At 70.1% G+C, this 25,226-nt stretch carries 23 protein-coding genes; 8 read left to right on the top strand and 15 right to left on the bottom strand.

Annotation, left to right across the window (positions count from 1 at the left end; translation table 11 throughout):
• Positions 1–44: 44 nt before the first annotated feature.
• On the top strand, positions 45–1,541 hold the full coding sequence (locus ACFVY3_RS08620; RefSeq protein ID WP_400159422.1) for a lipase maturation factor family protein: 1,497 nt from the start codon (positions 45–47) through the stop codon (positions 1,539–1,541).
• A 105-nt stretch (positions 1,542–1,646) separates the two neighbouring features.
• Here ACFVY3_RS08620 and ACFVY3_RS08615 read toward each other — a convergent pair whose 3' ends face one another.
• Genes ACFVY3_RS08615 through ACFVY3_RS08605 form a run of 3 tightly spaced genes read right to left on the bottom strand, consistent with a single transcriptional unit; the run spans position 1,647 to position 4,733 of the window.
• A complete protein-coding gene (locus ACFVY3_RS08615) occupies positions 1,647–3,179 on the bottom strand; it encodes a tripartite tricarboxylate transporter permease (protein WP_290258377.1) in 1,533 nt (510 codons plus the stop codon).
• Positions 3,172–3,711, bottom strand: a complete 540-nt coding sequence (locus ACFVY3_RS08610; protein WP_400159421.1) for a tripartite tricarboxylate transporter TctB family protein — start codon at positions 3,709–3,711, stop codon at positions 3,172–3,174. Before ACFVY3_RS08610 ends, ACFVY3_RS08615 begins: the two co-directional genes overlap by 8 nt.
• 2 nt (positions 3,712–3,713) lie before the next feature.
• Positions 3,714–4,733 carry a tripartite tricarboxylate transporter substrate binding protein gene (locus ACFVY3_RS08605; RefSeq protein WP_290258379.1) on the bottom strand — a complete coding sequence of 340 codons (1,020 nt, stop codon included), beginning with the start codon at positions 4,731–4,733 and terminating at the stop codon, positions 3,714–3,716.
• A 172-nt stretch (positions 4,734–4,905) separates the two neighbouring features.
• Between ACFVY3_RS08605 and ACFVY3_RS08600 the strand changes: the two genes are divergently transcribed.
• Complete coding sequence (locus ACFVY3_RS08600) at positions 4,906–6,552, top strand: ATP-binding protein (RefSeq protein ID WP_400159420.1); 1,647 nt, start codon at positions 4,906–4,908, stop codon at positions 6,550–6,552.
• Entirely contained in the window at positions 6,549–7,346 is a 798-nt protein-coding gene (locus ACFVY3_RS08595; RefSeq protein WP_400159419.1) for a response regulator, read from the top strand. Before ACFVY3_RS08600 ends, ACFVY3_RS08595 begins: the two co-directional genes overlap by 4 nt.
• Before the next feature lie 24 nt (positions 7,347–7,370).
• Here the strand turns inward: ACFVY3_RS08595 and ACFVY3_RS08590 are convergent, their stop codons facing one another.
• From ACFVY3_RS08590 to ACFVY3_RS08560, 7 genes are read right to left on the bottom strand one after another with little or no spacing between them, the layout of a single operon-like run.
• Complete coding sequence (locus ACFVY3_RS08590; RefSeq protein WP_400159418.1) at positions 7,371–8,204, bottom strand: HpcH/HpaI aldolase/citrate lyase family protein; 834 nt, start codon at positions 8,202–8,204, stop codon at positions 7,371–7,373.
• On the bottom strand, positions 8,201–8,806 hold the full coding sequence (locus ACFVY3_RS08585; protein ID WP_400159499.1) for a MaoC family dehydratase: 606 nt from the start codon (positions 8,804–8,806) through the stop codon (positions 8,201–8,203). Before ACFVY3_RS08585 ends, ACFVY3_RS08590 begins: the two co-directional genes overlap by 4 nt.
• A gap of 17 nt (positions 8,807–8,823) precedes the next feature.
• On the bottom strand, positions 8,824–9,606 hold the full coding sequence (locus ACFVY3_RS08580; protein ID WP_400159417.1) for a CoA transferase subunit B: 783 nt from the start codon (positions 9,604–9,606) through the stop codon (positions 8,824–8,826).
• A gap of 2 nt (positions 9,607–9,608) precedes the next feature.
• On the bottom strand, positions 9,609–10,394 hold the full coding sequence (locus ACFVY3_RS08575; RefSeq protein ID WP_400159416.1) for a CoA transferase subunit A: 786 nt from the start codon (positions 10,392–10,394) through the stop codon (positions 9,609–9,611).
• 21 nt (positions 10,395–10,415) lie between these two features.
• Entirely contained in the window at positions 10,416–11,591 is a 1,176-nt protein-coding gene (locus tag ACFVY3_RS08570) for an acyl-CoA dehydrogenase family protein (RefSeq protein ID WP_400159415.1), read from the bottom strand.
• 5 nt (positions 11,592–11,596) lie between these two features.
• Positions 11,597–13,762: a biotin carboxylase N-terminal domain-containing protein gene (locus tag ACFVY3_RS08565; protein ID WP_400159414.1), complete on the bottom strand. Its 2,166-nt coding sequence runs from the start codon at positions 13,760–13,762 to the stop codon at positions 11,597–11,599.
• Between the two features lie 8 nt (positions 13,763–13,770).
• Positions 13,771–15,378 carry a carboxyl transferase domain-containing protein gene (locus ACFVY3_RS08560; RefSeq protein WP_400159413.1) on the bottom strand — a complete coding sequence of 536 codons (1,608 nt, stop codon included), beginning with the start codon at positions 15,376–15,378 and terminating at the stop codon, positions 13,771–13,773.
• A gap of 205 nt (positions 15,379–15,583) precedes the next feature.
• Between ACFVY3_RS08560 and ACFVY3_RS08555 the strand changes: the two genes are divergently transcribed.
• Positions 15,584–16,204, top strand: a complete 621-nt coding sequence (locus ACFVY3_RS08555; RefSeq protein ID WP_364137092.1) for a TetR/AcrR family transcriptional regulator — start codon at positions 15,584–15,586, stop codon at positions 16,202–16,204.
• 108 nt (positions 16,205–16,312) lie between these two features.
• Here ACFVY3_RS08555 and ACFVY3_RS08550 read toward each other — a convergent pair whose 3' ends face one another.
• The 3 genes from ACFVY3_RS08550 to pdhA are packed head-to-tail and all read right to left on the bottom strand — an operon-like array spanning position 16,313 to position 19,901.
• A complete protein-coding gene (locus ACFVY3_RS08550) occupies positions 16,313–17,716 on the bottom strand; it encodes a dihydrolipoamide acetyltransferase family protein (protein ID WP_400159412.1) in 1,404 nt (467 codons plus the stop codon).
• Positions 17,713–18,723 carry an alpha-ketoacid dehydrogenase subunit beta gene (locus ACFVY3_RS08545; protein ID WP_400159411.1) on the bottom strand — a complete coding sequence of 337 codons (1,011 nt, stop codon included), beginning with the start codon at positions 18,721–18,723 and terminating at the stop codon, positions 17,713–17,715. Before ACFVY3_RS08545 ends, ACFVY3_RS08550 begins: the two co-directional genes overlap by 4 nt.
• The gene (gene pdhA / locus ACFVY3_RS08540) at positions 18,723–19,901 is read right to left on the bottom strand and encodes a pyruvate dehydrogenase (acetyl-transferring) E1 component subunit alpha (RefSeq protein ID WP_400159410.1); all 1,179 of its coding nucleotides are present in this window, start codon (positions 19,899–19,901) and stop codon (positions 18,723–18,725) included. The genes ACFVY3_RS08545 and pdhA overlap by 1 nt, the downstream gene beginning before the upstream one ends.
• A gap of 197 nt (positions 19,902–20,098) precedes the next feature.
• On the opposite strand from pdhA, the gene ACFVY3_RS08535 reads away from it, so the two are divergent.
• Positions 20,099–20,572 (top strand): Lrp/AsnC family transcriptional regulator, encoded by a 474-nt coding sequence (locus ACFVY3_RS08535; RefSeq protein WP_400159409.1) that lies wholly within the window; start codon positions 20,099–20,101, stop codon positions 20,570–20,572.
• 77 nt (positions 20,573–20,649) lie between these two features.
• On the opposite strand, the gene ACFVY3_RS08530 is transcribed toward ACFVY3_RS08535, so the two are convergent.
• Entirely contained in the window at positions 20,650–22,278 is a 1,629-nt protein-coding gene (locus ACFVY3_RS08530) for a cation acetate symporter (RefSeq protein WP_290258395.1), read from the bottom strand.
• On the bottom strand, positions 22,275–22,655 hold the full coding sequence (locus tag ACFVY3_RS08525; RefSeq protein WP_290258576.1) for a DUF485 domain-containing protein: 381 nt from the start codon (positions 22,653–22,655) through the stop codon (positions 22,275–22,277). The genes ACFVY3_RS08530 and ACFVY3_RS08525 overlap by 4 nt, the downstream gene beginning before the upstream one ends.
• Positions 22,656–22,852: 197 nt before the next feature.
• On the opposite strand from ACFVY3_RS08525, the gene ACFVY3_RS08520 reads away from it, so the two are divergent.
• The 3 genes from ACFVY3_RS08520 (at position 22,853) to ACFVY3_RS08510 (ending at position 25,220) form a co-directional block, all read left to right on the top strand.
• Entirely contained in the window at positions 22,853–24,064 is a 1,212-nt protein-coding gene (locus ACFVY3_RS08520; protein ID WP_400159408.1) for a sensor histidine kinase, read from the top strand.
• A 65-nt stretch (positions 24,065–24,129) separates the two neighbouring features.
• Positions 24,130–24,849: a LytR/AlgR family response regulator transcription factor gene (locus tag ACFVY3_RS08515; protein WP_400159407.1), complete on the top strand. Its 720-nt coding sequence runs from the start codon at positions 24,130–24,132 to the stop codon at positions 24,847–24,849.
• Positions 24,846–25,220 (top strand): hypothetical protein, encoded by a 375-nt coding sequence (locus ACFVY3_RS08510; RefSeq protein WP_290258398.1) that lies wholly within the window; start codon positions 24,846–24,848, stop codon positions 25,218–25,220. The genes ACFVY3_RS08515 and ACFVY3_RS08510 overlap by 4 nt, the downstream gene beginning before the upstream one ends.
• Positions 25,221–25,226: the final 6 nt, after the last annotated feature.

Below are 25,226 nucleotides of genomic sequence, written 5' to 3'. Positions count from 1 at the left end.
GGCCGCGCCTTGACGCCCTCCGGCGGCGGCGTACCGTGGGAATCGTGGAGTGGACGGCCTGGTTTGACGCGCCGGACTACGGATTCGCCCGGCAGGTACTGCAGCGCGGCGTCGCGGCCGTTTTTGTGGTCGCGTTCCTCTCCTCGCTGAACCAGTTTCCGGCGCTCCTCGGCGAGCGCGGACTACTCCCGGTCCCCTCGCTCCTGGCCCGCGCCCGGCGCCCGCTTCGACCCACCCTGTTCGCCTGGCACTATTCGGACCGTTTGCTGCGCGCGGTCTGCGCCGTCGGGATGCTGATCGGCGCCGCCCTGGTACTGGGCCTGCCGCAGCAGGGGCCGCCGTGGCTGCCGCTGCTGGCTTTCCTGGCGCTCTGGTTGCTGTACATGTCGATCGTGAACGTGGGCCAGACGTTCTACGGGTTCGGCTGGGAGATGCTGCTGCTGGAGGCTGGGTTCACCGTGGGGTTCCTCGGCTCGGAGCAGACTCCCCCGCCGCGGACCGTCCTGCTCCTGCTGGTGTGGCTGCTGTTCCGGCTGGAATTCGGGGCGGGGATGATCAAGATCCGCGGCGGCCGGGAGTGGCGGGACCTCACCGCGCTGTACTACCACCACGAAACCCAGCCGATGCCCGGGCCCCTGAGCCGCCAGGCCCACCTGATGCCGAAGGCCTGGCACCGGCTGGAGGTCCTGGGCAACCATGGCGCCCAGCTGGTCGTGCCGTTCTTCCTGTTCGCCCCGCAGCCGCTGGCGTCCGTGGCCGCGGGGATCGTGGTGTTCACCCAGCTGTGGCTGGTGGCCAGCGGCAACTTCGCGTGGTTGAACTGGATGGCGATTCTGCTGGCTTTCGCGGCGGTGAGCGATCCGGTGCTGCACGCCCTGTTCCCCGGCCTGCCGTCCGGCTGGCGGCCCCCGGGTGCGGCGGAGGGAGCAGTGCCGGCGGGAGGTGTCGTGTCAACGGAGGGCTCGCAGGCGCCGCTGCCCTGGCTGGTGCTGGTAAGCCTGGCCACCGTGTTGCTGCTGGTGCTCAGCTACCGCCCGGCGGCGAACCTGGTCTCGTCGTACCAGCTGATGAATGCCGCGTTCAACCGCTGGCAGCTGGTCAATGCCTACGGGGCGTTCGGCTCGGTGACCAAGCAGCGGATCGAGATCGTGGTGGAAGGGACGCTGGACGCCGAGCCGGACGAGACGGCGGACTGGCGGGAGTACGGGTTCCGCGGCAAGCCCGGAGATGTCCGCCGGCTGCCGCGGCAGTGGGCGCCGTACCACCTGCGGCTGGACTGGCTGATGTGGTTCCTGCCGCTGCGCAGCGTGCACGAGCAATGGTTCTACGCGTTCCTGGCGAAGCTGCTGGAGGCAGACCGGCCCACGCTGCGGCTGCTGCGGGAGGACCCGTTCGACGGCGCCCGGCCGCGCTGGGTGCGGGCCCGGAGTTTCCACTACCGCTTCGCCACCCGGGCGGAGTTCCGCGCCACCGGCCAGCGCTGGGTCCGGATCCTGCTGGAGGAGTCCATCCCGCCGCTGTCCCTGCCGCCGGAGGACTGAGTGCCCGCCGGGAACGCAGCGATCTGACACGAATGGCCGGAATGGTGGGTACCATTCCGGCCATTCGTGGCAAACAGGCGCGGTGGCCTGGCTAATGCTCCCGCCTTAGACGGACACGGATTCCTTCTCGGTGACCGCCTCCAGGGCGGCCTGCCGGCGGCGCAGCCACCAGGAACCCAGGAAGATCAGCGCCATGGTCGCGTAGACCACGACTGCGAACGGGGTGGAGAACAGCGCGGTGGGGTCGTTCTGGGAGAGCTGCAGCGAGCGCCGCAGCTGCACCTCGAACATCGGCCCCAGGATCATCGCCACCACCATGGGCGCCACGGGGTAGCCGTAGCGGCGCATGAAGTAGCCCAGGATGCCCACCACCAGCAGCACCCCGACGTCGATCGGCGAGAAGTTCACCGAGAACGCCCCGAGGGCCGCGAAGACCAGGATGCCGGCGTAGAGGAACGGCCTCGGGATCTGCAGGATCTTCACCCAGAGGCCCACCAGCGGCAGGTTCAGCACCAGCAGCATCAGGTTGCCCACGTACAGGGAGGCGATGAGGGTCCACACCAAGGCGCCCTGGTTTTCGAACAGGAGCGGCCCGGGCTGGATCTGGTAGCGCTGGAACGCGGTCAGCATCATCGCCGCGGTGGCGGTGGTGGGGATACCTAGGGTCAGCAGCGGCACCAGGACACCGGCTGCGGCGGCGTTGTTGGCCGCCTCGGGACCGGCGACGCCCTCAATCGCGCCCTTGCCGAACTGGCGCCGGTTCTCGCCCTTGGCCAGCCGCCGTTCCGCCGCGTAGGACAGAAACGTTGAGACGTCCGCGCCGCCGGCGGGGACCGTGCCGATCGGGAAGCCGATGAACGTCCCGCGCAGCCATGGCTTCCAGGACCGCTTCCAGTCCTCCTTGGACAGCCAGGCGTTCTTGCCCTTGCTGACCGGGATGACCTCCACCGGACCGTGCCGGAGCTTGGAGGCGACGTAGAGCGCCTCGCCCAGGGCGAAGAGGCCCACGGCCACCAGCACCATGTCGATGCCGTCCACCAGGTTGGGGTTGTCGAAGGTGAACCGCTGCTGGGCGGTGCTGTCATCGATGCCGATCAGGCCGATGAACAGGCCCAGCGCCAGGGACGCGAGCCCCCGGAGCACCGAGGCGCCCAGCAGCGCGCCGACGGTGAGGAAGGCCACCACCATGAGTGCCACGTAGTCCACCGGGCCGAGGCCGACGGCGAATTCCGCCACCACGGGGGCCAGGAAGGACAGCAGCACGGTGGCGATGGTGCCCGCGATGAACGAACCGATCGCCGCCGTCGCCAGCGCTGCTGCTCCCCTGCCGGCCTTAGCCATCTTGTTGCCCTCGAGGGCGGTGACGATCGAGGCGGACTCACCGGGGGTGTTGAGCAGGATCGACGTCGTCGAGCCGCCGTACATGCCGCCGTAGTAGATGCCGGCGAACACGATCAGCGCCGCCGCCGGGTCCAGGGCGTAGGTGATGGGCATCAGCAGCGCCACGGTCATGGCCGGGCCGATGCCCGGGAGGACGCCGACGGCGGTGCCGACGAAGACGCCGCCCAGGGCGTAGAGCAGGTAGACCGGCTGGAGGGCGTTGGCGAAGCCGTCGAGCAGGAACGTGATGCTATCCATGGAAGAACGGCACCCCCTCGAACAGCGGACCCGGGGGCAGGGACACGCCCAGCAGGCCGCCGAAGACGTACTGCAGGAGCAGGGCCATGACCACGGCGACGACGATCGCCTTCCAGAGCGGCTTGGCCTCGAGGGTCCAGGCCGCGCCGCTGAACAGGACCGCCGCGGCCACGGGCCAGCCGGCGGGCTCGATCAGGACGATGTGCAGCACCACGAAGCCGACCAGCTTGGCCAGGGCCACCCAGTCGGTGGAGGCGTCGGCGTCGAGGTCCTCGCCCTCCTCGGCCTGGCCCACCTTACCGCGCAGGACCTGGATGACGACGCCGGTGCCGACGGCCACGAGCGTGCCGCAGACGATGTAGGGGAAGGCGCGGGGGCCGATGCCGGTCTCCGACGGCGGGATCGGGATGGATCCCGCCGACAGGAGTCCCGCCGCGCCGATGCTGACGAACAGGAGGGCGAAGAGAATCTCCCCGAGAGGCCGCCTGGCGGGCGCCTCTACGTGGGTGGACTCTGTTGTTGGGGCGGACACTGTTACTTGACCAGGCCGATCTCGGTCAGCGTGGTCTTGACCTTGGTGATGTCCTCGCCCAGGAAGGTCTTGAAGCCGTCGCCGGCCAGGAACGCGTCGTCCCAGTTGTTCTTCTTCAGGGTGGACTTCCAGGCCTCGGTCTCGTGCAGCTTGGTGACGAGCTCGGTCAGCTTGGTCTTCTGGGCGTCGTCAATGGAGCCGGGGGCCACCACGCCGCGCCAGTTGGTCAGCACGACGTCGATGCCCTGCTCAGTGAGCGGCTTGATGCCGGGCAGCGCCGGGACCTCGCCCTTGCCGGAGACGGCGAGCGCGCGGACCTTGCCGGCCTTGACCTGTTCGGCGTATTCGCCGATGCCGGAGATGCCGGCCTGGACCTTGTTGCCCAGCAGCGCGGCAATGGACTCGCCGCCGCCGGAATAGCCGATGTAGTTCAGCTTGTCCGAGCCGACGCCCTGGGACTTGAGGATCTGCCCGGCCAGGATGTGGTCGGCGCCGCCGGCCGAGCCGCCGGTGATGGCGACGCCCTTGCCGTTGGCCTTGATGTCGTCCACCAGGTCCTTGACGGACTGGTACTTCGAGGACGCCGGGACCACCAGGACCAGGGGCTCCTCGGTGAGGCGGGCGATCGGGGTGGTGTCCTCCAGGCGGGACTTGGCGCCGTTGGTCTCGACGGCCCCGACCATGACGTAGCCCATCACCATCAGGGTGTTGGCGTCCTTTTCGGTGGCCAGCTTGGCCAGGCCGTTGGTGCCGCCGCCGCCGCCGATGTTGGTGACCTGGGCGGAGCTGACGAGCTTGTTGGACTGCAGGTCCGCCTGGATGGCCCGGCCGGTCTGGTCCCAGCCGCCGCCGGGGTTGGCGGGGACGATGATGCTGAGCTTCTTGACCGGTTCGGCGGCGGATCCGGTGCCGGCGGCGCTGCCGGTGCCGGTGCTGCCGCCGCAAGCCGCGAGGGTGAGGGCCAGGCCGGCCGCTCCGGCGGTGAGGGCGGCGCGGCGGGTGAAGGTGTGGTGGAACGTCATGATCTCTCCTTGGACACATGTGATGCACATCATTGGAATCACTTCCCCGACCCTAGGAGCGGCCACGGTGGCGGGACAGTATTAGGACGTAGAGGTAGTAGTGGTCATATTGGTCACGGATCGTGGCCGGCTTCCGGCACCGGGCGGCGGTCCCGGGTGGCAGACTTGTGAGGTGTTTCACAGCGTCCCGCTCCGCTTCCAGCTGGTGGCCCTCCAGCTGGCCATCGTCCTGGCCGTGCTCACCGCCGTCGGCGTCGTGACCATCCGCATGCAGGAGGCGCAGCTGCGCGATGCGTACAAGAGCCGGCTGATCGGCGTGGCCGAGTCCGTGGCGCGGCTCCCGTCGGTCATCAACGCCTTCGGCACGCCCGCCCCCGCGGAAACCATCCAGCCGATCGCCGAGGTGATCCGGCAAGCCTCGAACGTCACCTATGTGGTGGTGACGGACAAGTTCGGCGTGCGGCAGTCCCACCCGAACGCGGAGGAGATCGGCAAGCACGTCTCCACGGACCCGTCCGTCCCGCTCGCCGGGGACATCTACGTGGGAACCCAGACCGGCACCCTCGGCGAGTCCTGGCGGGTCAAGGTGCCCATCTTCGACCGGAACGGGGCGGTGATCGGGTCGGCCTCCGTGGGGGTCCTGGAGAGCACCCTCGCCGCCGACCTCTACGAGGACCTGCCGCAGCTCTTCGGCTGGCTGGTGGGCGCCGCACTGCTGGGGTCCCTCGGCGCGATGTACATCTCCAAGCTGGTCTGGCGGCGGATCTACAAGCTGGAACCGGAGGACATCGCTGCGCTGCTCGAGACCCGGGACGCCATGCTGCACGGCCTGGGTGAGGGGCTGGTGGCGGTGGACGCCGACGGCACCGTGGTGCTGGTCAACGACGAGGCCCGGCGGCTGCTGGGCGTGGGCGAGGAGATCCTCGGCTCCCCCGCCACCGCCTCCCTGGAGCCGGGCATCCACCGGCTCCTCGCGGCCGGCTCCAGCACCGAAGAACTGGTCCTTTCCGGCGAGCGAATCCTCCTGGGCAAGGTGAACGCCGCCACGGTGGACGGCCGGGAGGTGGGCAAGGTGCTGATCCTGCGGGACCGGACCGAGCTGCACGCCATGCTCAGGGACCGCGACGGCGCCCTGGACGTGACGCAGGCGCTCCGGGCCCAGGCGCACGAGTTCGCCAACAAGCTGCACGTCGTCTCCGGGCTGCTGGAGCTGGGCCAGCAGTCGAAGGCGGTGGAGTTCCTGGGCCGCAGCGCGGCCGACGCCGGCTTCGTGAACCGTCCGCTGGCGGCGGGCATCACCGACGACGGCGTCCGGGCCCTGCTGATCGCCAAGTCCACGGTGTGCGCCGAGCGCGGGATCGACATCGAGGTCGCGGAGGACTCGGTCTGCTCCCCGGACGGGACCGACGACGTCATCACCGTGCTGGGAAACCTGATCGACAACGCCGTGGACGCCGCCGGCTACGACAGCACCGTGGCCGTCGCCCTCGCCGAGACCCCGGCCGGCGGACGGGTGCTCACCGTCGAGGACGACGGCCCGGGCGTGCCGGAGGCGGCCCGGCAGGCGGTCTTCGACCCCGGGGTCACGAGCAAGGATACCGACGGCGTGAACACCCGCGGGTTCGGGCTGGCCCTGGTCCAGCGCGTTGCCCGGCGGCGCGGCGGGACGGCGGCGGTGACCCTTTCGGACCTGGGCGGGGCGCGGTTTACGGTCACCTTCGGCACGATTACTACTTCACACACGGCGGGGAGCGCCGCGGCGGCTCCCCCGGCGGCGGGGCCGGACGCCCCACGGAAGGCGGCACTGGAACGGCTATGAGCGGCATACGCACCCTCATCATCGACGATGACGTGGCGGTGGCGGGAATCCATCACGGCTTCCTGCTGGCCCGCGGCGGCTTCGACGTCGTCGGCACCGCCCACTCGGGACGGCAGGGACTGGACCTCGCCGCGGAGCTGCTGCCCGATCTGGTCCTGCTGGACATCCACCTGCCCGACATGTCCGGGCTGGAGGTGCTGCGGCAGCTCCGGAACCGGCCGCACCAGCCCACGGACGTCCTGGTGATCACCGCGTCCCGGGAGTTGGAGACGGTCCGCGCGGCGATGGCCGGCGGGGTGCTGCACTACCTGGTGAAACCGTTCACCTCGCAGGCCCTCAACGAGCGGTTGGACGAGTACGTGGCGCTGCGCGACGAGCTGGCCGCAGGGTCCTCGGCCGGGCCGCTGGACCAGGACCGGATCGACCGGTTGGTGGCACCCGCCCGGCGTGCTACCGCGGCGGCCGGGGCTGGGCAGGCTGCCGGGGGTCACGCGGCAGGTCAGGCGTCAGAGGCCGACGGCGGCGGGACCGGCGCGGGGCTCAGTGCCGGTGCCGGTGCGGACGGGGTGCGACTGCCCAAGGGGTTGTCCCGGCCCACCCTGGACGCGGTGATCGAGGCGCTGCGGGCCAGTCCTGAGGACGTGTCCGCGGCCGGGCTGGCGTTGAGGCTGGGCCTCTCCCGGGTCAGCGCCCGGCGGTACCTCGAGTATCTGGTGGTGAACGGCTTCGCCCGGCTCACCCCGCGGTACGGCGCCGCCGGCCGGCCGGAGAACCGCTACCTCTGGCGCCGCTGAGAAGCGGCCCGAAAGCCCCGGAGGTCAGTGCCCGGCGCGTCGGAGCGTGGCCTCGGCGTGCTTGAGGATGGGCCCGTCGATCATGCTGCCCTTGTGCTGGAAGACGCCCGTTCCGGCGGCTGCGGCGGCGTCGAGCAGCTCGCGCGCCGTGGCCACTTCTTCCTCGGACGGGGCGTACGCCTCCCGGACCACGGCCACCTGGTTCGGGTGGATGCAGGCCTTGGAGCCGAAGCCGGAGGCGACGGCGTCGCGGCTCTCGGTGGCCAGGCCGTCCAGGTCCGGGATGTTGACGTAGACCGAGTCCACCGCTTCCTTGCCGGCGGCGCGGGCGGCCAGCAGCACCGTGGAGCGGGCGTGCAGGGCGACGGCGCGGTAGCCGCCGTCGTCGTTCCGGCTGGACGTCCCGCCGAGGGAGGCGATCAGGTCCTCGGCGCCCCACATCAGGCCCACCACGTTCGGTTCGGCGGCGATGGCTGCGGCGTTAACGATCCCGGCCGCCGTCTCGCACAGGGCGATCACGCTGAAGCCGTCCAGCTCACGGAGCTGGGCGGCGCTTTCGGCCTTGGCGAGCATCACGTGCCGGTAGGGGGTGTGCTTGAGGCAGTGCAGGTCCTTCCCGAACTCCTCGGTCCCGGCCGGGTTGATCCGGATGATGGTCCGGCTGGGATCCAGTTCGGGCACGTCACCGGCCGAGCCGAGCTGGGCCAGGATGGCCCCGCGGGCGCGCTGCTTGTCCGCGGGGGCGACGGCGTCCTCGAGGTCCACGATCACGGTGTCCGCGCGGTCGGCGGCCTTTTGGTAGCGCTCGGGCCGGTCGGCGGGGCAGAAGAGCAGGGCGGGGCCCATCAGGAAGGTCATGCCTCGATTCTCCCCTTTTCGGCGGCTTCCGGTGACGCGGCTTCCCGCGACCCGCCCTGCTGAGCCGCCTGCTGAGACGCCGGCTGCGACCCCGGCTGAGCAGAAGTGTGCGCGTCGCGGGTCCACATCAGGCAGCTGCGGGTCGCCAGCGCCACCACGGTGCCGTCCTGGTTCCGGCCGGTGTGCTCCATGGTCACGATGCCCTGGCCCGGCCGGGACGAGGAGAGCCGCTTACCGGTCACCACCGTCTCCGTGTAGAGCGTGTCCCCGTGGAAGAGCGGGTGCGGGAAGGACACATCCGTCAGGCCCAGCTGGGCAATGATGGTCCCCTGGGTCAGCTGCGGCACGGACTGGCCCACCATGGTGGCCAGGGTGAACATGGAGTTCATCAGCCGCTGGCCGAAGGGCTGTCCGGCGCTCCAGGCGGCGTCCAGGTGCAGCGACTGGGTGTTCATGGTCATGGTGGTGAACAGGACGTTGTCCGTCTCGGTCACGGTCCGGCCGGGCCGGTGCGCGTAGGCGACGCCTTCCTCGAGCTCGTCGAAGTAGAGGCCGCGCTGTTCGATGACGCGGCGGCCCGCGCCGCCGGCGCCAGCGTCCATGTGGGAGTGGCTGGTGGTCATACGGAGAGTTCCTGGTCTTCCTCGAAAAGTTCGGCGCCGGTGGCCGCGGCCACCTCTTCCGCGGTCACGTCCGGAGCCAGTTCCCGCAGCACCAGCCGCGAGGTCCCGCCCTCGGTCACGACGTCGATGACGGCGAGGTCGGTGATGATCCGGTCCACGCAGCCCTTGCCCGTCAGCGGGAGGGAGCAGCGCTCCACGATCTTCGGGTTGCCGTTGCGGTCAACGTGTTCCATCATCACGATCACCTTCTTGGCACCGAAGACCAGGTCCATCGCTCCGCCCATTCCCTTGACCATCTTGCCCGGGATCATCCAGTTGGCGAGGTCCCCGTTCTGCGCCACCTCCATGGCGCCGAGGACGGCGACGTCGACGTGGCCGCCGCGGATCATCCCGAAGGATGCGGCGGAGTCGAAGAAGGCGGCGCCCTTGTTGACCGTGACGGTCTCCTTGCCGGCGTTGATCAGGTCGGGGTCGACTCTGTCCTCGGCCGGGTAGGGCCCGACGCCGAGGATCCCGTTCTCCGAGTGCAGCACCACCTCGACGCCGTCCGGAATGTAGTTCGGGATCAGCGTGGGCATGCCGATGCCGAGGTTGACGTACTGGCCGTTGTGCAGCTCCCGCGCCACGCGGGCGGCGAGCTCGTTCCGGGTCCAGCCCCTGGCCGGAGCGGCGGAGTCGGCGCCGCCGGGAACGGCGCCGTGTTCGACGGCGGGCGGGCGGTATTCGTGCCGGACGGTTTCGGGCCGGGCCGGCCCGTCCGGGGTCGGGGTGCTCTCCACGGTCAGGCTCCTGTCGTTACGGCGGGCGCCGCGGGCGCCGCAGCGGCCACGGTGCGCTTCTCGATGCGTTTCTCCGCCTCCGGGGCGAGGACCACGCGCTGGACGAAGATGCCCGGGACGTGGATCTGTCCGGGATCCAGCTCGCCCGGTTCCACGAGTTCCTCCACCTCGGCGATGGTGATCTTCCCGGCCATGGCGCAGAGCGGGTTGAAGTTCATCGCGGCGGCGTGGAAGACCAGGTTGCCGTGCCGGTCCCCCTTCCAGGCGTGGACCAGGCCGAAGTCGGGCGCCAGCGCCTCCTCCAGCACGTAGTCGGCGCCGTGGAAGCTGCGGACTTCCTTGGCCGCGGAGGCCACCGTGACGTTGCCGTCGGCGTCGTACTTTTGCGGCAGGCCGCCCTCGGCCACCTGGGTGCCGACGCCGGCGGGGGTGTAGAACGCGGGAATCCCGGCCCCTCCGGCGCGCAGCTTCTCGGCCAGGGTGCCCTGCGGGGTGAGGACCACCTCAAGTTCGCCGGACAGGTATTGCCGGGCGAACTCCTTGTTCTCCCCCACGTAGGAGCTGATGGTGCGGCGGATCCGGCCGTCCTTGAGCAGGATACCCAGGCCCCAGTCGTCCACGCCGCAGTTGTTGCTGACGGTCTCCAGGTCCGTGGCGCCGCGCGCGTGCAGGGCCTCGATCAGCGCGACCGGGATGCCGCAGAGGCCGAAGCCGCCGACGGCGAGCGAGGCGCCGTCGGGAATGTCCGTAACGGCCTCGGCGGCGCTGGCAACAACTTTATCGATCATCGAAAGGATCCTTCCCTGCGGCTACAGGCCCAGTTCGCGGGCGATCAGCATCAGCTGGACCTCCGTGGTGCCCTCGCCGACTTCCAGGATCTTGGAGTCGCGGTAGTGGCGCGCCACGGTGAACTCGTTGATGAAGCCATAGCCGCCGAACACCTGGGTGGCGTCCCGCGCGTTGTCCATGGCTGCCTCGCCTGCGATCATCTTAGCGATGGCCGCCTGGGTCTTGAACGGCTTGCCGGCGAGCATCCGGGCGGCCGCGTCGTAGTAGGCCAGGCGGGCGGTGTGGGCCCGGGCCTCCATGCGGGCGATCTTGAATGCGATGGCCTGGTATTTGCCGATGTTCTGGCCGAAGGCGCTGCGTTCCTTGGCGTATTTCACCGACTGGTCCACGCAGCCCTGGGCTGCGCCGACGGCGAGCGCGGCGATGGCGATGCGGCCTTCGTCGAGGATGGAGAGGAAGTTGGCGTAGCCACGGCCGCGGGTACCGAGCAGGTTCTCCTCCGGGACCCGGACGTTGTCCAGGGTCAGCGGGTGGGTGTCCGAGGCGTTCCAGCCGACCTTGTTGTAGGCCTTCTCAGCCGTGAAGCCCGGCGTGCTGGTGGGCACCAGGATGGTGGAGATTTCCTTCTTGATGCTGCCGTCCGGGCGTTCCTGCTGACCGGTGACTGCGGTGACGGTGACGAGCCTGGTGATATCGGTGCCGGAGTTGGTGATGAACGCCTTGTTGCCGTTGATCACCCAATTTTTTGCGTCTCCGACGCCTTCCAGCCGGGCGGTGGTCTTCGTGCCGCCGGCGTCCGAACCCGCCTCGGGTTCGGTCAGGCCGAAGCCGGCGAGGGCCTTGCCGGAGGCCAGCAGCGGCAGCCACTCCTCCTTCTGCGCGTCGGTGCCGAAGCGGTGGATCGGCATGGCGCCGAGCGAGACGCCGGCCTCCAGGGTGATGGCGACGGACTGGTCCACGCGGCCGAGCTGCTCCAGGGCCAGTGCCAGGGCGAAGTAGTCCCCGCCCATGCCGCCGGATTCCTCCGGGAACGGCAGGCCGAAGAGGCCTATGTCGGCCATCTGGGAGACGACCTCATAGGGGAAGCTGTGCTCCTCGTCGTGCTTGGCGGAGACCGGGGCAACCACCTGGTCGGCGAAGTCGCGGACGGTGTCGGAGAGGTCCTGGTAGTCCTCGCTGAGTTCAAAATCGGGCATGGGGATCACTCCTGTGGGTGGATGGTGGCGAGGACCTGGTCTGCCTTGACCAGGTCGCCGGTGGTGATGCTGAGGTGGACGGTGCCGTCCAGGGGTGCGGTGAGCTGGTGCTCCATCTTCATGGCCTCCACGGCCACCAGCGCCTGGCCCGCGGTGACGGCGTCGCCGTGGGCCACGGAGACGGACACCACGGTGCCGGGCATCGGCGAGCGCACCGCGGGGTCCGCGGCGCCCTCTTCGCGTTCGACGGCGGCGAGCACCCGGGCGAGCCGGGCCTCCCGGGTCAACGGCTCGAGCCGGCAGGACCAGCCCTCGTTGCCAACGAAGAGGAACCCGGGCGGGTCTTCCCGAAGGAAGTCGTGCCCGGACTGCGCTAGCGCGAACCGGTGCTCCACGCCGTCGATCTCGAAGAGGATGCTGTCGCCGGAGAGGCCGATCACGGCCACGTCATGCTTGGTGCCGCCGTCGACCTGGACCCGGGCGCGGCCGAGGTCGATGTTCTCCACGAACGTGACCGCCACGGTGGCGAGCCCGCCCCCGGGAATGCCGAAGCTCATGGTCCACGCCGCCGGTGCCCCGATCCGCCAGCCGCGGACGCTGTCCCAGGGCGAGCGCAGGCCCGCGGGACCCTCGGCGAGGACCCAGAACGGCAGGGCCGCCGCCATCAGCTCCGCGTCGCCGGCCCGGCGGAAGGTGAAACCCGGCATTTTGCGTTCGATCAGGCCGGTGTCGAGCCGGCCGGCTCGGACGTCCTCGTCGTTGATCAGCATCCGCAGGTATTCGACGTTGGTCTCCGGACCCAGCACCGTGTACCGGGAGAGGGCCGTGTCCAGCTTCGCGAGGGCCGCGGCCCGGTCCGGACCGCGGGCGATAACCTTGGCGATCATCGGGTCGTAGTCGCTGGAGATCTCGGCGCCGGGCCGCAGCGATGAGTCGATCCGGATGTCCGGGTCCGCCGCTGCCGGGACCCCGGCGTCCAAAACGGCGGCGTCCGCGTCCTCGAGCTCGGTGAAGATCTCCCCGCGCTCATCCAGCAGCAGCACCTCTCCCCCGGAGGGCAGGAAGTTCTTCTCAGGCACCTCGGCGTAGACCCGGGCCTCCACGGAGTGGCCGGTGAGGACGACGTCGTCCTGGGCCACGGTGAGTTCCTCCCCGGCGGCGATGCGGACCTGCCATTCGACCAGGTCGATGCCGGTGACCATCTCGGTGACCGGGTGCTCGACCTGCAGGCGGGTGTTCATCTCCATGAAGAAGAATTCGTCCGGGGCGTCGTCGGAGACCAGGAACTCCACGGTGCCGGCACCGGAGTAGTTGACGCTGCGGGCGGCGTTGCAGGCGGCCTCGCCGAGCCGTGCGCGGATGGCGGCGCCGTCGGGAAGGCCCTCCAGCAGCGGGGACGGGGCCTCTTCGATCACCTTCTGATGCCGGCGCTGCAGGGAGCATTCGCGCTCTCCGAGGTGGATGACGTTGCCGTGGTTGTCGGCGAGGACCTGGACCTCGATGTGCCGCGGGGTGGTGACCAGCCGCTCCAGGAACAGGGTGTCGTCGCCGAAGGCGCTGGCCGCGACCCGGCGGGCCGTCGCGAGGGTGGCTTCGAGGTCCTCGGGCCGCTCGACCACGTGCATGCCCTTCCCGCCGCCGCCGGCGGAGGGCTTGATCAGCAACGGGTACCCGACGCCGGCAGCGGCCGCGATCAGCTGGGCGTCGCTCATGCCGGGTTCGGCGACGCCGGGGACCACGGGGACGCCGTAGCCGGTGACGTGGTTTTTGGAGCGGATCTTGTCGCCCATGATGTTCAGGGATTCGACGCCGGGGCCGATGAAGGTGATGCCTGCCCGCTCCAGGGCGCGGGCGAAGTCGGCGTTCTCGCTGAGGAAGCCGTAGCCGGGGTGCACGGCCTCGGCGCCGCTGCGGCGGCAGGCATCGATGATGGCCTCGATCTTGAGGTAGCTCTCGGTGGCGGCTGCAGGCCCGATCCGGACGGCGGCGTCGGCCTCCCGCACGTGGCGGGCGCCGGCGTCGGCCTCCGAGTAGACGGCGACCGAACGGATGCCGAGGGCGCGCAGGGTGCGGATCACGCGGCAGGCAATCTCGCCGCGGTTGGCGACCAGGACGGCGCCGAAGAGCGGCGCCGGGGTCGAAATGGCGGGGGTGCTGGTGGTTGCTGTCACGGCGGGGCTCACATCCGGAAGAGGCCGAAGGAGGTCTCCGGCAGCGGGGTGCGGGAGACGACGTCGAGCGCCAGTCCCAGGACGGTGCGGGTGTCCGCGGGGTCGATGATGCCGTCGTCCCACAGGCGGGCGGTCGAGTAGTAGGGGCTGCCCTGGTCCTCGTACTGCTGCTTGATCGGGGCCTTGAAGGCCTCCTCGTCCTCGGCAGACCATTCCTCGCCGCGGGCCTCGTACTGGTCGCGCTTCACCGTGGCGAGGACGCTGGAGGCCTGGTTGCCGCCCATGACGGAGATCCGGGAGGCCGGCCACATCCACAGGAAGCGCGGCGAGTAGGCCCGGCCGCACATCGAGTAGTTGCCGGCGCCGAACGAGCCGCCGATCACCACGGTGAGCTTGGGCACCCTGGCGGTGGCGACGGCGGTGACCATCTTGGCGCCGTTCTTGGCGATGCCGCCCTGCTCGTAGTCCTTGCCGACCATGAAGCCGGAGAGGTTCTGCAGGAAGATCAGCGGGATCCCGCGCTGGTCGCAGAGTTCGATGAAATGTGCACCCTTGAGGGAGGACTCGCTGAACAGGACGCCGTTGTTGGCCACGATGCCCACGGGGTGGCCGTGCAGCTTGGCGAAGCCGGTGACCAGTGTGGTGCCGTAGTTCTTCTTGAACTCGTGGAAGCGGCTGCCGTCCACCAGCCGGGCGATGACCTCGCGGACGTCGTACTGGGCGTTGACGTCGGTGGGGACGGCGCCGTAGAGCTCGGCCGGGTCCGCTTCGGGTTCGACGACCGTGTCGATCTCCCAGGCGGGGGCGGCCGGCCGCGGCAGGGTGGAGACGATGTCGCGGACGATTTGCAGGGCGTGCTCGTCGTTCTCGGCCAGGTGGTCGGTGACGCCGGAGATCTTCGAGTGCAAGTCGCCGCCGCCGAGTTCCTCGGCCGTGACGATCTCGCCGATCGCCGCCTTCACCAGCGGCGGGCCGCCGAGGAAGATGGTGCCCTGGTTGCGGACAATCACGGTCTCATCGCTCATCGCGGGGACGTAGGCGCCGCCGGCGGTGCAGGAGCCCATGACGGAGGCGATCTGCGGGATCTTCGCCGCGGACATCTGCGCCTGGTTGTAGAAGATCCGGCCGAAGTGCTCCTTGTCCGGAAAGACCTCGTCCTGGCGGGGCAGGAACGCCCCGCCGGAGTCCACCAGGTAGATGCAGGGCAGGCGGTTCTCCAGCGCGATCTCCTGGGCGCGGAGGTGCTTCTTGACCGTCATCGGGTAGTAGGTGCCGCCCTTGACGGTGGCGTCGTTGGAGATGACCAGCACCTGCCGGCCGTGGACCAGGCCGATGCCGGCGATCACGCCGGCGCCGGGCGAATCGCCGTCGTACATGCCGTCCGCGGCGAGCGGGGCGATCTCCAGGAAGGGGCTGCCGTCATCGAGCAGCCGGTCGATGCGTTCGCGCGGCAACAGCTTGCCGCGGGCGACGTGGCGTTCGCGGGACTTCTCCGGTCCGCCGAGCGCTGCGGCGGCCAGGCGCTCCTTCAGTTCCCGGGCCAGGCCCAGCTGGGCCTCCCGGTTTGCGGCGAAGCCTGCGCTGCCGGGATCCACCCGGCTGGCGATTGTCTCCATTGACTGCTTCCATCCCCGGCCGGACCGGGGCCCTGGGGCTGCCGGTCCGGCCATTTCGGTTAGTAACGCATAACTGAGTTTTAGGTTAGTCTCTACTAACTGTGATGTCCAACACAGGATCGCCGGGACGGCGGGTTGCAGCCCGGTGTACGGAGCCCGTACAGCACAGTGAATACCCAGACCAGCCGAGAAGAAGGGTGAGCCGGTGACCGAGTCCAGCCAGCCAACCCAGCGCAGCCGGGCCAAGGAGAGCCGCCGGCAGGCGCTGCTGCAGGCCGCGGCCGCCCTCTTCGCCGCCGAGGGCTTCAACCGCGTCTCCCTGGAGGATCTCGGCGCCGCGGCCGGAGTCAGCGGCCCCGCCGTCTACCGGCACTTCGCCGGCAAGCAGGCGGTGCTGGGGGCAATGCTGCTCAGCGTCAGCCAGGACCTGCTCGACGGCGGCCGCGCCGTGGTGGCCGGCGCCGGGACCGCGGAGACCGCCCTCGCCGGGCTGGTGGAGTTCCACGTGGACTTCGCCCTCAGCCACCCGGACGTGATCCGGGTCCAGGATCAGGACTTCAGCAACCTCGCCGACGAGGACCAGGCCGAGGTCCGGACCCTGCAGCGGAACTACGTGGAGCTGTGGGTGGACGTGTTGTCCGGCCTGCACCCGGACACGGACCCGGCCGAGCTGCGGATGCGCGCCCACGCCACCTTCGGCCTGATCAACTCCACCCCGCACTCGGTCCGCACCCAGGGCCGCCGGATGGCACTCAAGCGTGCCCGGCCGCTGCTGGAGGGCATGGCCCTGGCCGCCCTGACGGCCCCGGGCAACGGCACGCGCTAGGCGAACTCGCCTGGGCGGGTCTCCCCCGGACGGCCCTGCCCCCCGAACGACAAAGGGCCGGGCGCCCCTCCGGCAAAGGAGGGATGCCCGGCCCCGCGGGCTGGGAACCTAGGCCATGGCGAGTGCCATGCCGGGGTCGGACAGCAGCGCACCGACGTCCTGCAGGAAGCGGGAGCCCTGTTCGCCGTCGACCAACCGGTGGTCGAAGGAGAGGCTGAGGGTCATGACCTGGCGCAGCGCCACCTCGTCCCGGTACTCCCACGGCATCTTCCGCACCGCGCCGACGGCCAGGATGGCGGCCTCGCCCGGGTTGAGGATGGGGGTCCCGGCGTCGATGCCGAAGACGCCGATGTTCGTGATCGAGATGGTCCCGCCGGAGAGGTCCGCGGGGGCGGTCTTACCGGCGCGGGCGGTCTCGGTCAGCTCGGTGAGCGCGGTGGAGAGCTGGGTCAGCGACATCCGGTCCGCGTCCTTGATGTTCGGCACGGTCAGCCCCCGCGGAGTGGCGGCCGCGATGCCGAGGTTGACGTAGTTGAACTGGACGATCTCCTGGTTGATCTCGTCCCACCGGGCGTTGAGCGTGGGGTGGCTGCGCAGGGCGATAAGCACCGCCTTGGACACCAGGGTCAGCGGGGTGAGTTTGTACCCGGCAAAGGCCCGGCTCTCCTTGAGCCTGGCCAGCAGTTCCATGGTGGGCGTGACATCCAGGGTCAGAAACTCGGTCACGTGCGGCGCGGTGAAGGCAGACGAGACCATGGCCGCGGCGGTGAACTTCCGGACGCCCTTGATCGGGGTCCGGGTTTCCCGCTCGCCCGCCGCCGCGGTGACGACGGCCGCCTGCGCGCCGGCCAGTTCCTGCGGCGCGACCGGGAGGTCCCCGCCGCCGACGAAGTTCCGCACGTCCTCCCGGGTGATCAGGCCGTGCTCGCCCGTACCGGTGACGGCGGCGAGGTCGACGCCGAGGTCCTTGGCCAGCTTGCGGACCGGCGGGGTGGAGCGGGGCCGCTCGGCAGCAGGCGCGCCACTCGGCGGGACGGCGACGGCGGGTGCGGGTGCGGGCGCCGGGACAGGCGCGGCAGCGGCAGCAGGAGCCGGAGCGGGTGCGGCCGCCGAAGCAGCCGGTGCAGCCGCGGCCGCGAAGGTCCGTGCCCGGCGGGCCGGCCGGCCGGAGCCCTCCGGCACGGCACCGTAGCCCACCAGCGTCGGTTCCCGCTTTGCGGGCGCCTCGCCCGAACCCGCGCCGGAACCGCCGTCGTCGTCGCCCTCGATCTCGAAGGAGACAATCGGCTTGCCGACCTCCACCACGGTGCCGGGCTGTTCGTGCAGCGCGGTGACGACGCCGGCGAACGGTGAGGGCAGCTCGACGACGGCCTTCGCGGTCTCCACCTCGGCGATGATCTGGTTCAGGGTGACGGTGTCCCCCACGCCGACCTTCCAGGCGACGATTTCCGATTCCGTCAGGCCTTCGCCGAGGTCCGGGAGGCGGAATTCCTTGATCATGGTGGCGTTCATCCTTCCAGCCCGCTCAGGGAGTTGGGGCGGCCCAGGGCCCGGTCCACGCCGTCGAGGATCCGGTCCAGTCCGGGCAGGTGGTGCATCTCCAGCTTGGAGTAGGGGTACGGGACGTCGAAGCCGGTGACCCGGACGGGGGCGGCCTCGAGGTGGTAGAAGCAGCGTTCGGTGATGCTCGCGGCGACCTCGGCGCCGAGGCCGCCGGACTGGCTGGCCTCGTGCGTGATGACCAGGCGGCCGGTCTTGCGGACCGAGGCCTCCAGCGTGGCGAAGTCCACCGGGGCGAGGGAGCGCAGGTCGATGACCTCGACGGAGACGCCCTCGTCGGCGGCGGCGAGCGCGGCGTCACGTGCGGTCTTGACCAGCGGGCCGTAGGCCACCAGGGTCACGTCGGTGCCCTCGGTGACCACCCGGGCCTTTTCCATCGACGGGGCGGCGGAGACATCCAGGGACTCGTCCACCTCGCCCTTGTCGTGGTAGCGGCGCTTGGGCTCGAAGTAGAGGACCGGATCGTCGCAGGCGATGGCCTGCTGGATCATCGTGTACGCGTCCTGCGGGTTGGAGACGCTGACCACGCGCAGGCCGGAGGTGTGGGTGAAGTACGCCTCGGGCGATTCGGAGTGGTGTTCGGGTGAACCGATGCCGCCGCCGAAGGGCACGCGGATGGTGATGGGCATCTTCACGGCACCCATGGTCCGGTAGTGCATCTTGGCGACCTGGCTGACGATCTGGTCGAAGGCCGGGTAGATGAAGCCGTCGAACTGGATCTCCACCACCGGGCGGTAGCCGCGGTAGGCGAGGCCGACGGCGGTGCCGAGGATGCCGGATTCGGCGAGCGGCGTGTCCACCACGCGGTGCTTGCCGAAGTCCTTCTGCAGCCCGTCGGTAACGCGGAAGACGCCGCCGAGGGTGCCGATGTCCTCGCCCATGAGGATCACCTTGGGATCGTTGTCGAGGGATTTGCGCAGGCCGGAGTTGATCGCCCGGGCAAAGGTCATCTGCGTCATCAGCGAGCACCTTCTTCGGAGGGGGCACCTGCGGGATCGCCGAAGGAGGCCAGGTAACGGGTGTAGTGGTCCTGCTGGCGGTCCAGCCAGGAGTGCGGGGTGCTGTAGACGTGCTCGAAGATCTGCAGCGGCTGCGGTTCGGGCATGGTGATGGTGCCGGAGCGCAGTTCCTTGGCCACGGCGTCGGCCGTGGCGGCGACGGCGGTTTCCAGGTCCGCGGTGAGCAGGCCCTTACGCTCCAGGAGCGCCTTAAGGCGGTGGATCGGGTCCTTGGCGGCCCAGTCCTCGAGCTCGTTGGCGTCCCGGTACCGGGTGGGATCGTCCGCCGTCGTGTGCGGGCCCATGCGGTAGGTGACGGCCTCGATGAAGGTGGGGCCTCCGCCGCGCCGGGCCCGGTCCAGGGCGATCCGGGTGGCGGCCAGCACGGCGAGGACGTCGTTGCCGTCCACCCGCATGCTGGGGATGCCGAAGCCGGAGGCCCGGTCCGCGATCTGGATGTGGGACTGCAGCATCACGGGCTCGGAGATGGCCCAGTGGTTGTTCTGGCAGAAGAAAATGACGGGGGCCTGGAAGCTGGCCGCGAAGACCATCGCCTCGTTGACGTCGCCCTCGCTGGTGGCGCCGTCGCCGAAGTAGGCCACGGCCGCGGAGTCGGCGCCGTCGTTCTGGATGCCCATGGCGTAGCCGGTGGCGTGGAGGCTCTGGGCGCCGATGATGATCTGCTGGGTGGCGACGTTCACGGTGTACGGGTCCCAGCCGGCGAGGGCGTTGCCGCGCCAGGCCTTGACGATGTCCGCGGGCTTCACGCCGCGGACGTAGGCGACGCCGTTGTCCCGGTAGCTGGGGAAGACGAAGTCGTCCTCGCGCAGGGCCCGGGCGGAGCCGATCTGGGAGGCTTCCTGGCCCAGCAGCGGCGGCCAGAGGGCGAGTTCGCCCTGGCGCTGCAGGGCGGTGGCCTCGGCGTCGATCCTCCGGATGGCCACCATGTCCTCGTAGAGGGAGGTCAGCACGTCATCGCCGATGTCCTGGACCCAGGGGTCGAACTCGGGATGGCTGACGCGTTCACCCCCCGGGGTGATGAGCTGGACGAGATCCCCGCCCGTGCGCCTGTTCGATCCTGCACTGTTTCCGGGGCCGCCGGGGGCTGCGCCGCCCTGGCCCGCGTCGTCGGTAAACACAGTTTGTCCGCAACCTTCTGACGTCGTCTGACCCCTGCCCGCGGGACTCGTGATCCCAGCGCGCGGCGGCCACCCGGGCGCCGTTGCCCCGGATAATTGTGACCCTACTCACAAGTGCCATTGGGTACAACCACCCACTGATATTTTGAGCATCCTGCCAGGTTCAGAGGTTCCGGACCGTGCTAACCTTGCGCACTATGCAACCCTTGGATGGCACGGACACCCGCTTGCTTTCGGCCATGGCGCGGGACCCGCGCGGCACCGTCGTGGCCCTGGCGCAGAAGCTGGGACTCTCCCGCAACACGGTGCAGGCCCGGATGGCCCAGCTGGAGAAGAAACACGTATTCCTCTCCTTCGAGCGCCGGATCAATCCGGTCACGCTGGGCTACCCGCTGATGGCCTTCATCTCGGTCCACGTCCAGCAGCAGAAGCTGGGCAAGCTGGCGGTGGAGCTGGCCGCGGTCCCGGAGATCCTGGAGGGCTATGGCCTGACCGGCTCGGCAGACCTGCTGCTGCGCGTGGTGGCGCGCGACGCCGAGGACCTGTTCCGGATCAACGGCAAGATCCTCTCCTGCGACGGGGTGGACCGGACGGACACGGCGCTGGCGATGAGCGAGATGATCCCGTTCCGGATTCAGCCGCTGCTCGAACGCGGCCCGGCCGAGGGCTGACCCGGAACGCACAGGACCCCCGCGCCGGGCGGCGCGGGGGTCCTGTGCGTTCGGTGATGCAGCTATGTGGTGGTGCGTTAGTGGTTGGTGGCCTTCTCGGCGCCCACCCCGGTGAGGGAGCGAACCTCCATCTCGGCCTGCTTGGTGGTGTCCTCGCGCCGCTTATCTAGCACGGTGCCCAGCCAGCCCAGGAAGAACGCGAGCGGGATGGAGACGATGCCGGGGTTGCTGAGCGGGAAGATCGCGAAGTTCGCGCCGGCGATCATCGAGGTCTTGGTGCCGGAGACCACCGGGGAGAGGGCGATCAGGATGATGGCGGCGGCGAGGCCGCCGTACATGCTCCAGATCGCGCCCTGGGTGGTGAACCGGCGCCAGAACAGCGAGTACACGATGGTGGGCAGGTTCGCGGAGGCGGCGACGGCGAAGGCCAGGGCCACCAGGAAGGCGACGTTCTGGCCGTTGGCGAAGATGCCGCCGGCGATGGCGAGGATGCCGATGACGATCACCGTGCGGCGCGCCACCTTGACCTCGGTCTCGGCGTCGGCCTTGCCCTTGGCGATCACGTTGGCGTAGATGTCGTGGGCGAAGGAGGCCGCCGCGGTGATGGTGAGGCCGGCGACGACGGCGAGGATCGTGGCGAACGCCACCGCCGAGATGAAGCCCAGCAGCAGCGGTCCGCCGAGGTGGAAGGCCAGCAGCGGGGCGGCGGAGTTCACGCCGCCGGGGGCGCCCTTGATGGTGTCGGCGCCCACGAGGGCCGCGGCACCGTAGCCGAGGACCAGGGTGAACAGGTAGAAGATGCCGATCAGCCAGATGGACCAGACGACGGACTTGCGGGCTTCCTTGGCGGTGGGGACCGTGTAGAAGCGCATCAGCACGTGCGGCAGGGCCGCGGTGCCGAGCACCAGGGCCAGGCCCAGGGACATGAAGTCCAGCTTGGACGTGTCCGACTTGCCGTACTGCAGGCCGGGGTTCAGGACGGCCGGATTTTTGGCCGTCTCCGCGGCGCCGCCGAGCAGGTCCGAGAGGTTGAAGCCGTAGATCGCGAGGACCCAGAAGGTCATCACGGCGGCGCCGGCGATCAGCAGCATGGCCTTGATGATCTGCACCCAGGTGGTGCCCTTCATGCCGCCGATCAGGACGTACATGATCATCAGGGCGCCGACGACGATGATCACCAGCGCCTGTCCGCCCCAGTCGCTGATGCCCAGCAGCAGGGAAATCAGGCTGCCGGCGCCGGCCATCTGGGCGAGAAGGTAGAAGAAGCAGACGGCCAGGGTGGAGATGGCCGCGGCGATCCGGACCGGACGCTGCCGGAGCCGGAAGGAGAGCACGTCGGCCATGGTGAACTTGCCCGTGTTGCGGAGCAGTTCGGCCACCAGCAGCAGCGCCACCAGCCAGGCGACGAGAAAGCCGATGGAGTACATGAAGCCGTCGTAGCCGTTGACCGCGATCGCGCCGGTGATGCCCAGGAAGGACGCGGCGGAGAGGTAGTCGCCGGCGATGGCGGTGCCGTTCTGCGAGCCGGTGAAGGACCGGCCGGCGGCGTAGTAGTCGGCGGCGGTTTTGTTGTTCCGGCTGGCGCGGAACACGATCACCATGGTGACCGCGACGAAGAGGGCGAAGATGCCCATGTTCAGGAGGGTGGTGTCCTTGAGCGCGGCGACGTTGACCGCGGGGACCGTCAGGGATGCGTGCAGTGTCATTGGGCCGTTCCGCTCACTCGGTTGCCGTGCTTGTCGAACTCGTGGCCTTCGATCTCCTGGCGGATCTCGGAGGCGATGGGGTCCAGCTTCCGGTTCGAGTAGCTGACGTACCAGCCCGTGATCGCGAAGGTGGAGACGAACTGCAGCAGGCCCAGGATCAGGCCGACGTTGATGTTGCCCCAGACCTTGGTGGACATGAAGCCCACCGCATAGTCGGCCAGCAGGACGTAGGCGAAGTACCACAGCAGGAACGCGATGGCCATCGGAAAGACGAAGCTGCGGTGACGTTTGCGCAGTTCCTGGAACTGCTCCGTCGACTGGACTTGCTTGAAGTCCACGGACGCCGCTGCGTCCGTATGCTGGGCGTCGTGACCCATCATTCCTCCTCATTGAGACTGGCGAGTCACCGCCGGGCGCTCCGGCTTCCGGACAACACTCCCCCGGGATTGTGTGACTGGAATCACTGTGCAACGTGATGTGCGCTACATTCCAGCACCGGCGCGGGCGGCGTCGCCCAGCGGTCGCCGCGCTGCGACAAACGGCGGACCGCCCGGCCTGGCGCTACGCTGGCAGCATGCCGGACTCCCCCCTGGTCAGCGCCGCGGCCGTCGCCGTGATCGCGCTGGCGATCGCCGTCGTCATCGCCGTCGGGCTCAAGGTCCTGCGCTCTTTCCGTGACCTTGGCACCGACGCCGAGCGCGCGACCTATAAGACCCTGCACGCCGCGTCCCGGGCCGGCCAGCACCTGCGGACCGGCCTGAACCCCGCCGGCGCGGGCAAGGCCAGCCGGCAGCTGCGCGGGCTGCTCGGCTGCGACGGGTTCGCCATCACGGACACCACGGGCGTCCTGGCCTGGGACGGCGCGGCCGAGGAACTCCGCCCGGTCCTGATGGAGGTGGCCGCGGCAGTGCTGGCGGGCGGCCACACCGCCGTGATCCCCGCCGGGGAGCTGCGGGCCCCGGGCGGCCGCTCCCCCGCCGGCTCTCCCGGAGCCGGCTACGCGGCCGTCATCGCGCCCATCCGGGTGGGGTCCGGGGTGGCGGGCGTGGTGGCCGCCTTCGCCCCCGAGGCGGGGTCCGGCCTGGTCCGGGCAACCGGCGAGGTGGCGGACTGGGTGGCCACCCAGGTGGAACTGGCCGAACTCGATGCCTCCCGGACGCTGCTGATGGAGGCGGAGGTCCGGGCGCTGCGGGCCCAGATCAGCCCGCACTTCATCTACAACTCACTGAACGCGATCGCGTCCTTTATCAACACGGATCCGGTCCGGGCCCGGGAGCTGGTGGTGGAGTTCGCCGACTTCACCCGCTATTCGTTCCGCCGGCACGGGGACTTCACCACCCTGGCCGAGGAGCTGCGCTGCATCGACCGGTACCTGCTGCTGGAGCGCGCCCGCTTCGGCGAGCGGGTGCAGGTCAGCCTCCGGATCGCGCCGGAGGTGCTGAGCACCGTGATCCCTTTCCTGAGCCTGCAGCCGCTGGTGGAGAACGCCGTCCGGCATGGCCTGGAGGCCAAGGAAGGGCCCGGGCACATCAGCATCACGGCCAACGATTCGGGCGCGTTCGCCGAGGTGACGATCGAGGACGACGGCGTCGGCATGGACCCGGATCAGCTGCGCTCGGTCCTGGCCGGGCACAGCGGCGGCGACCACGTGGGCCTGCATAACGTGGACGCGCGGCTGCGGCAGGTCTACGGGGAGGACAACGGCCTGGTGATCGAGACGGCGCCCGGCGAGGGCACGCTGATCACCCTGCGCGTCCCGAAGTCCCAGCCCCGCCACGACGCCTGAGCCGGCGCCCGGCCCACGCCGCCCTGGCGCCCGTCGGGGCGCCGGTGCGGCGGTACCCTAGGACCATGATTAACGTCCTCGTCGCCGACGACGAGCTGCCCGCCGTGGAGGAGCTGGCGTTCCTGCTGGGCCGGGACGACCGGATCGGCACCATCTACCGCGCCTCCTCCGGCGCCGAGGCGCTGCGCACCCTGGAGAGCGCCGACGTCGACGCCGTCTTCCTCGACATCCACATGCCGGCCCTCTCCGGCCTGGACATCGCCCGGGTGATCGCCCGCAGCGCCCGGCCGCCCGCCGTCGTCTTCGTCACCGCGGACGAGGACTGCGCCCTTGAGGCCTTCGAGCTCGCCGCCGTGGACTACCTGCTCAAGCCCGTCCGCGCCGAGCGGCTGGCCCGCTCCGTGGGCCGGATCAGTGAGCTGCTGCGCGACGGCGGCCCGGCCCCGGAAATGATTACCGTGGACCTCGGTGGCACCACCAAGATGATCCGCCGCGACGACGTCACCTACGTCCAGGCGCAGGGCGACTATGCCCGGCTGCACACCGCGGACGCCAGCTACCTGATCCGGGTGCCGCTGGCGGACCTGGAGCAGCAGTGGGCCGAGGCCGGGTTCCTGCGCATCCACCGCTCCTACCTGGTGTCGCTGGCCCACGTGGGGCACCTGAAGCTGGCGGCGGGCCGGCCCAGCGTGGCGGTGGCCGGCGCCGAACTGCCGATCAGCCGCCGGCACCTGCCCCCGGTCCGGGAAAAGCTGGAGGCCACCCGGATCCGGCCGCAGGCATGACCCGGGTCAGGGTCACCGCCCCGCGCCGCGTCGCCACGGGCGCCGGTTCCGGGCGTGGCAGAGCCGCGGCTGAGGCACGGAAGGCGGCGGAAGAGACCGACGCCGGTCAGGTGTTCGTCCGCGCGCTGATCCGGTCCCAGCTCCGGCTCGGGATCGTGGTGGCCGCCGGGTTCCTGCTGATCATGCTGGGTTTCGCCCTGCTGCTGGGTCTGGTGCCGGGACTCGCCGAGCTGCGGATCGCCGGCCTGCCCTTCGACTGGGTGCTGCTGGGCGCCGGGATCTATCCGGTGATCGGGCTGAGCGCCTGGCTCTACGTCCGGACCGCCGCCCGGAACGAGGCCCGCTACCGCGACCTCGCCGGCGAGCGGTGAGGCGGC

The organism is Arthrobacter sp. BPSS-3 (assembly GCF_044628475.1).
Lineage (GTDB): Bacteria > Actinomycetota > Actinomycetes > Actinomycetales > Micrococcaceae > Arthrobacter.
This window is presented reverse-complemented; position numbering and strand designations above follow the sequence as displayed.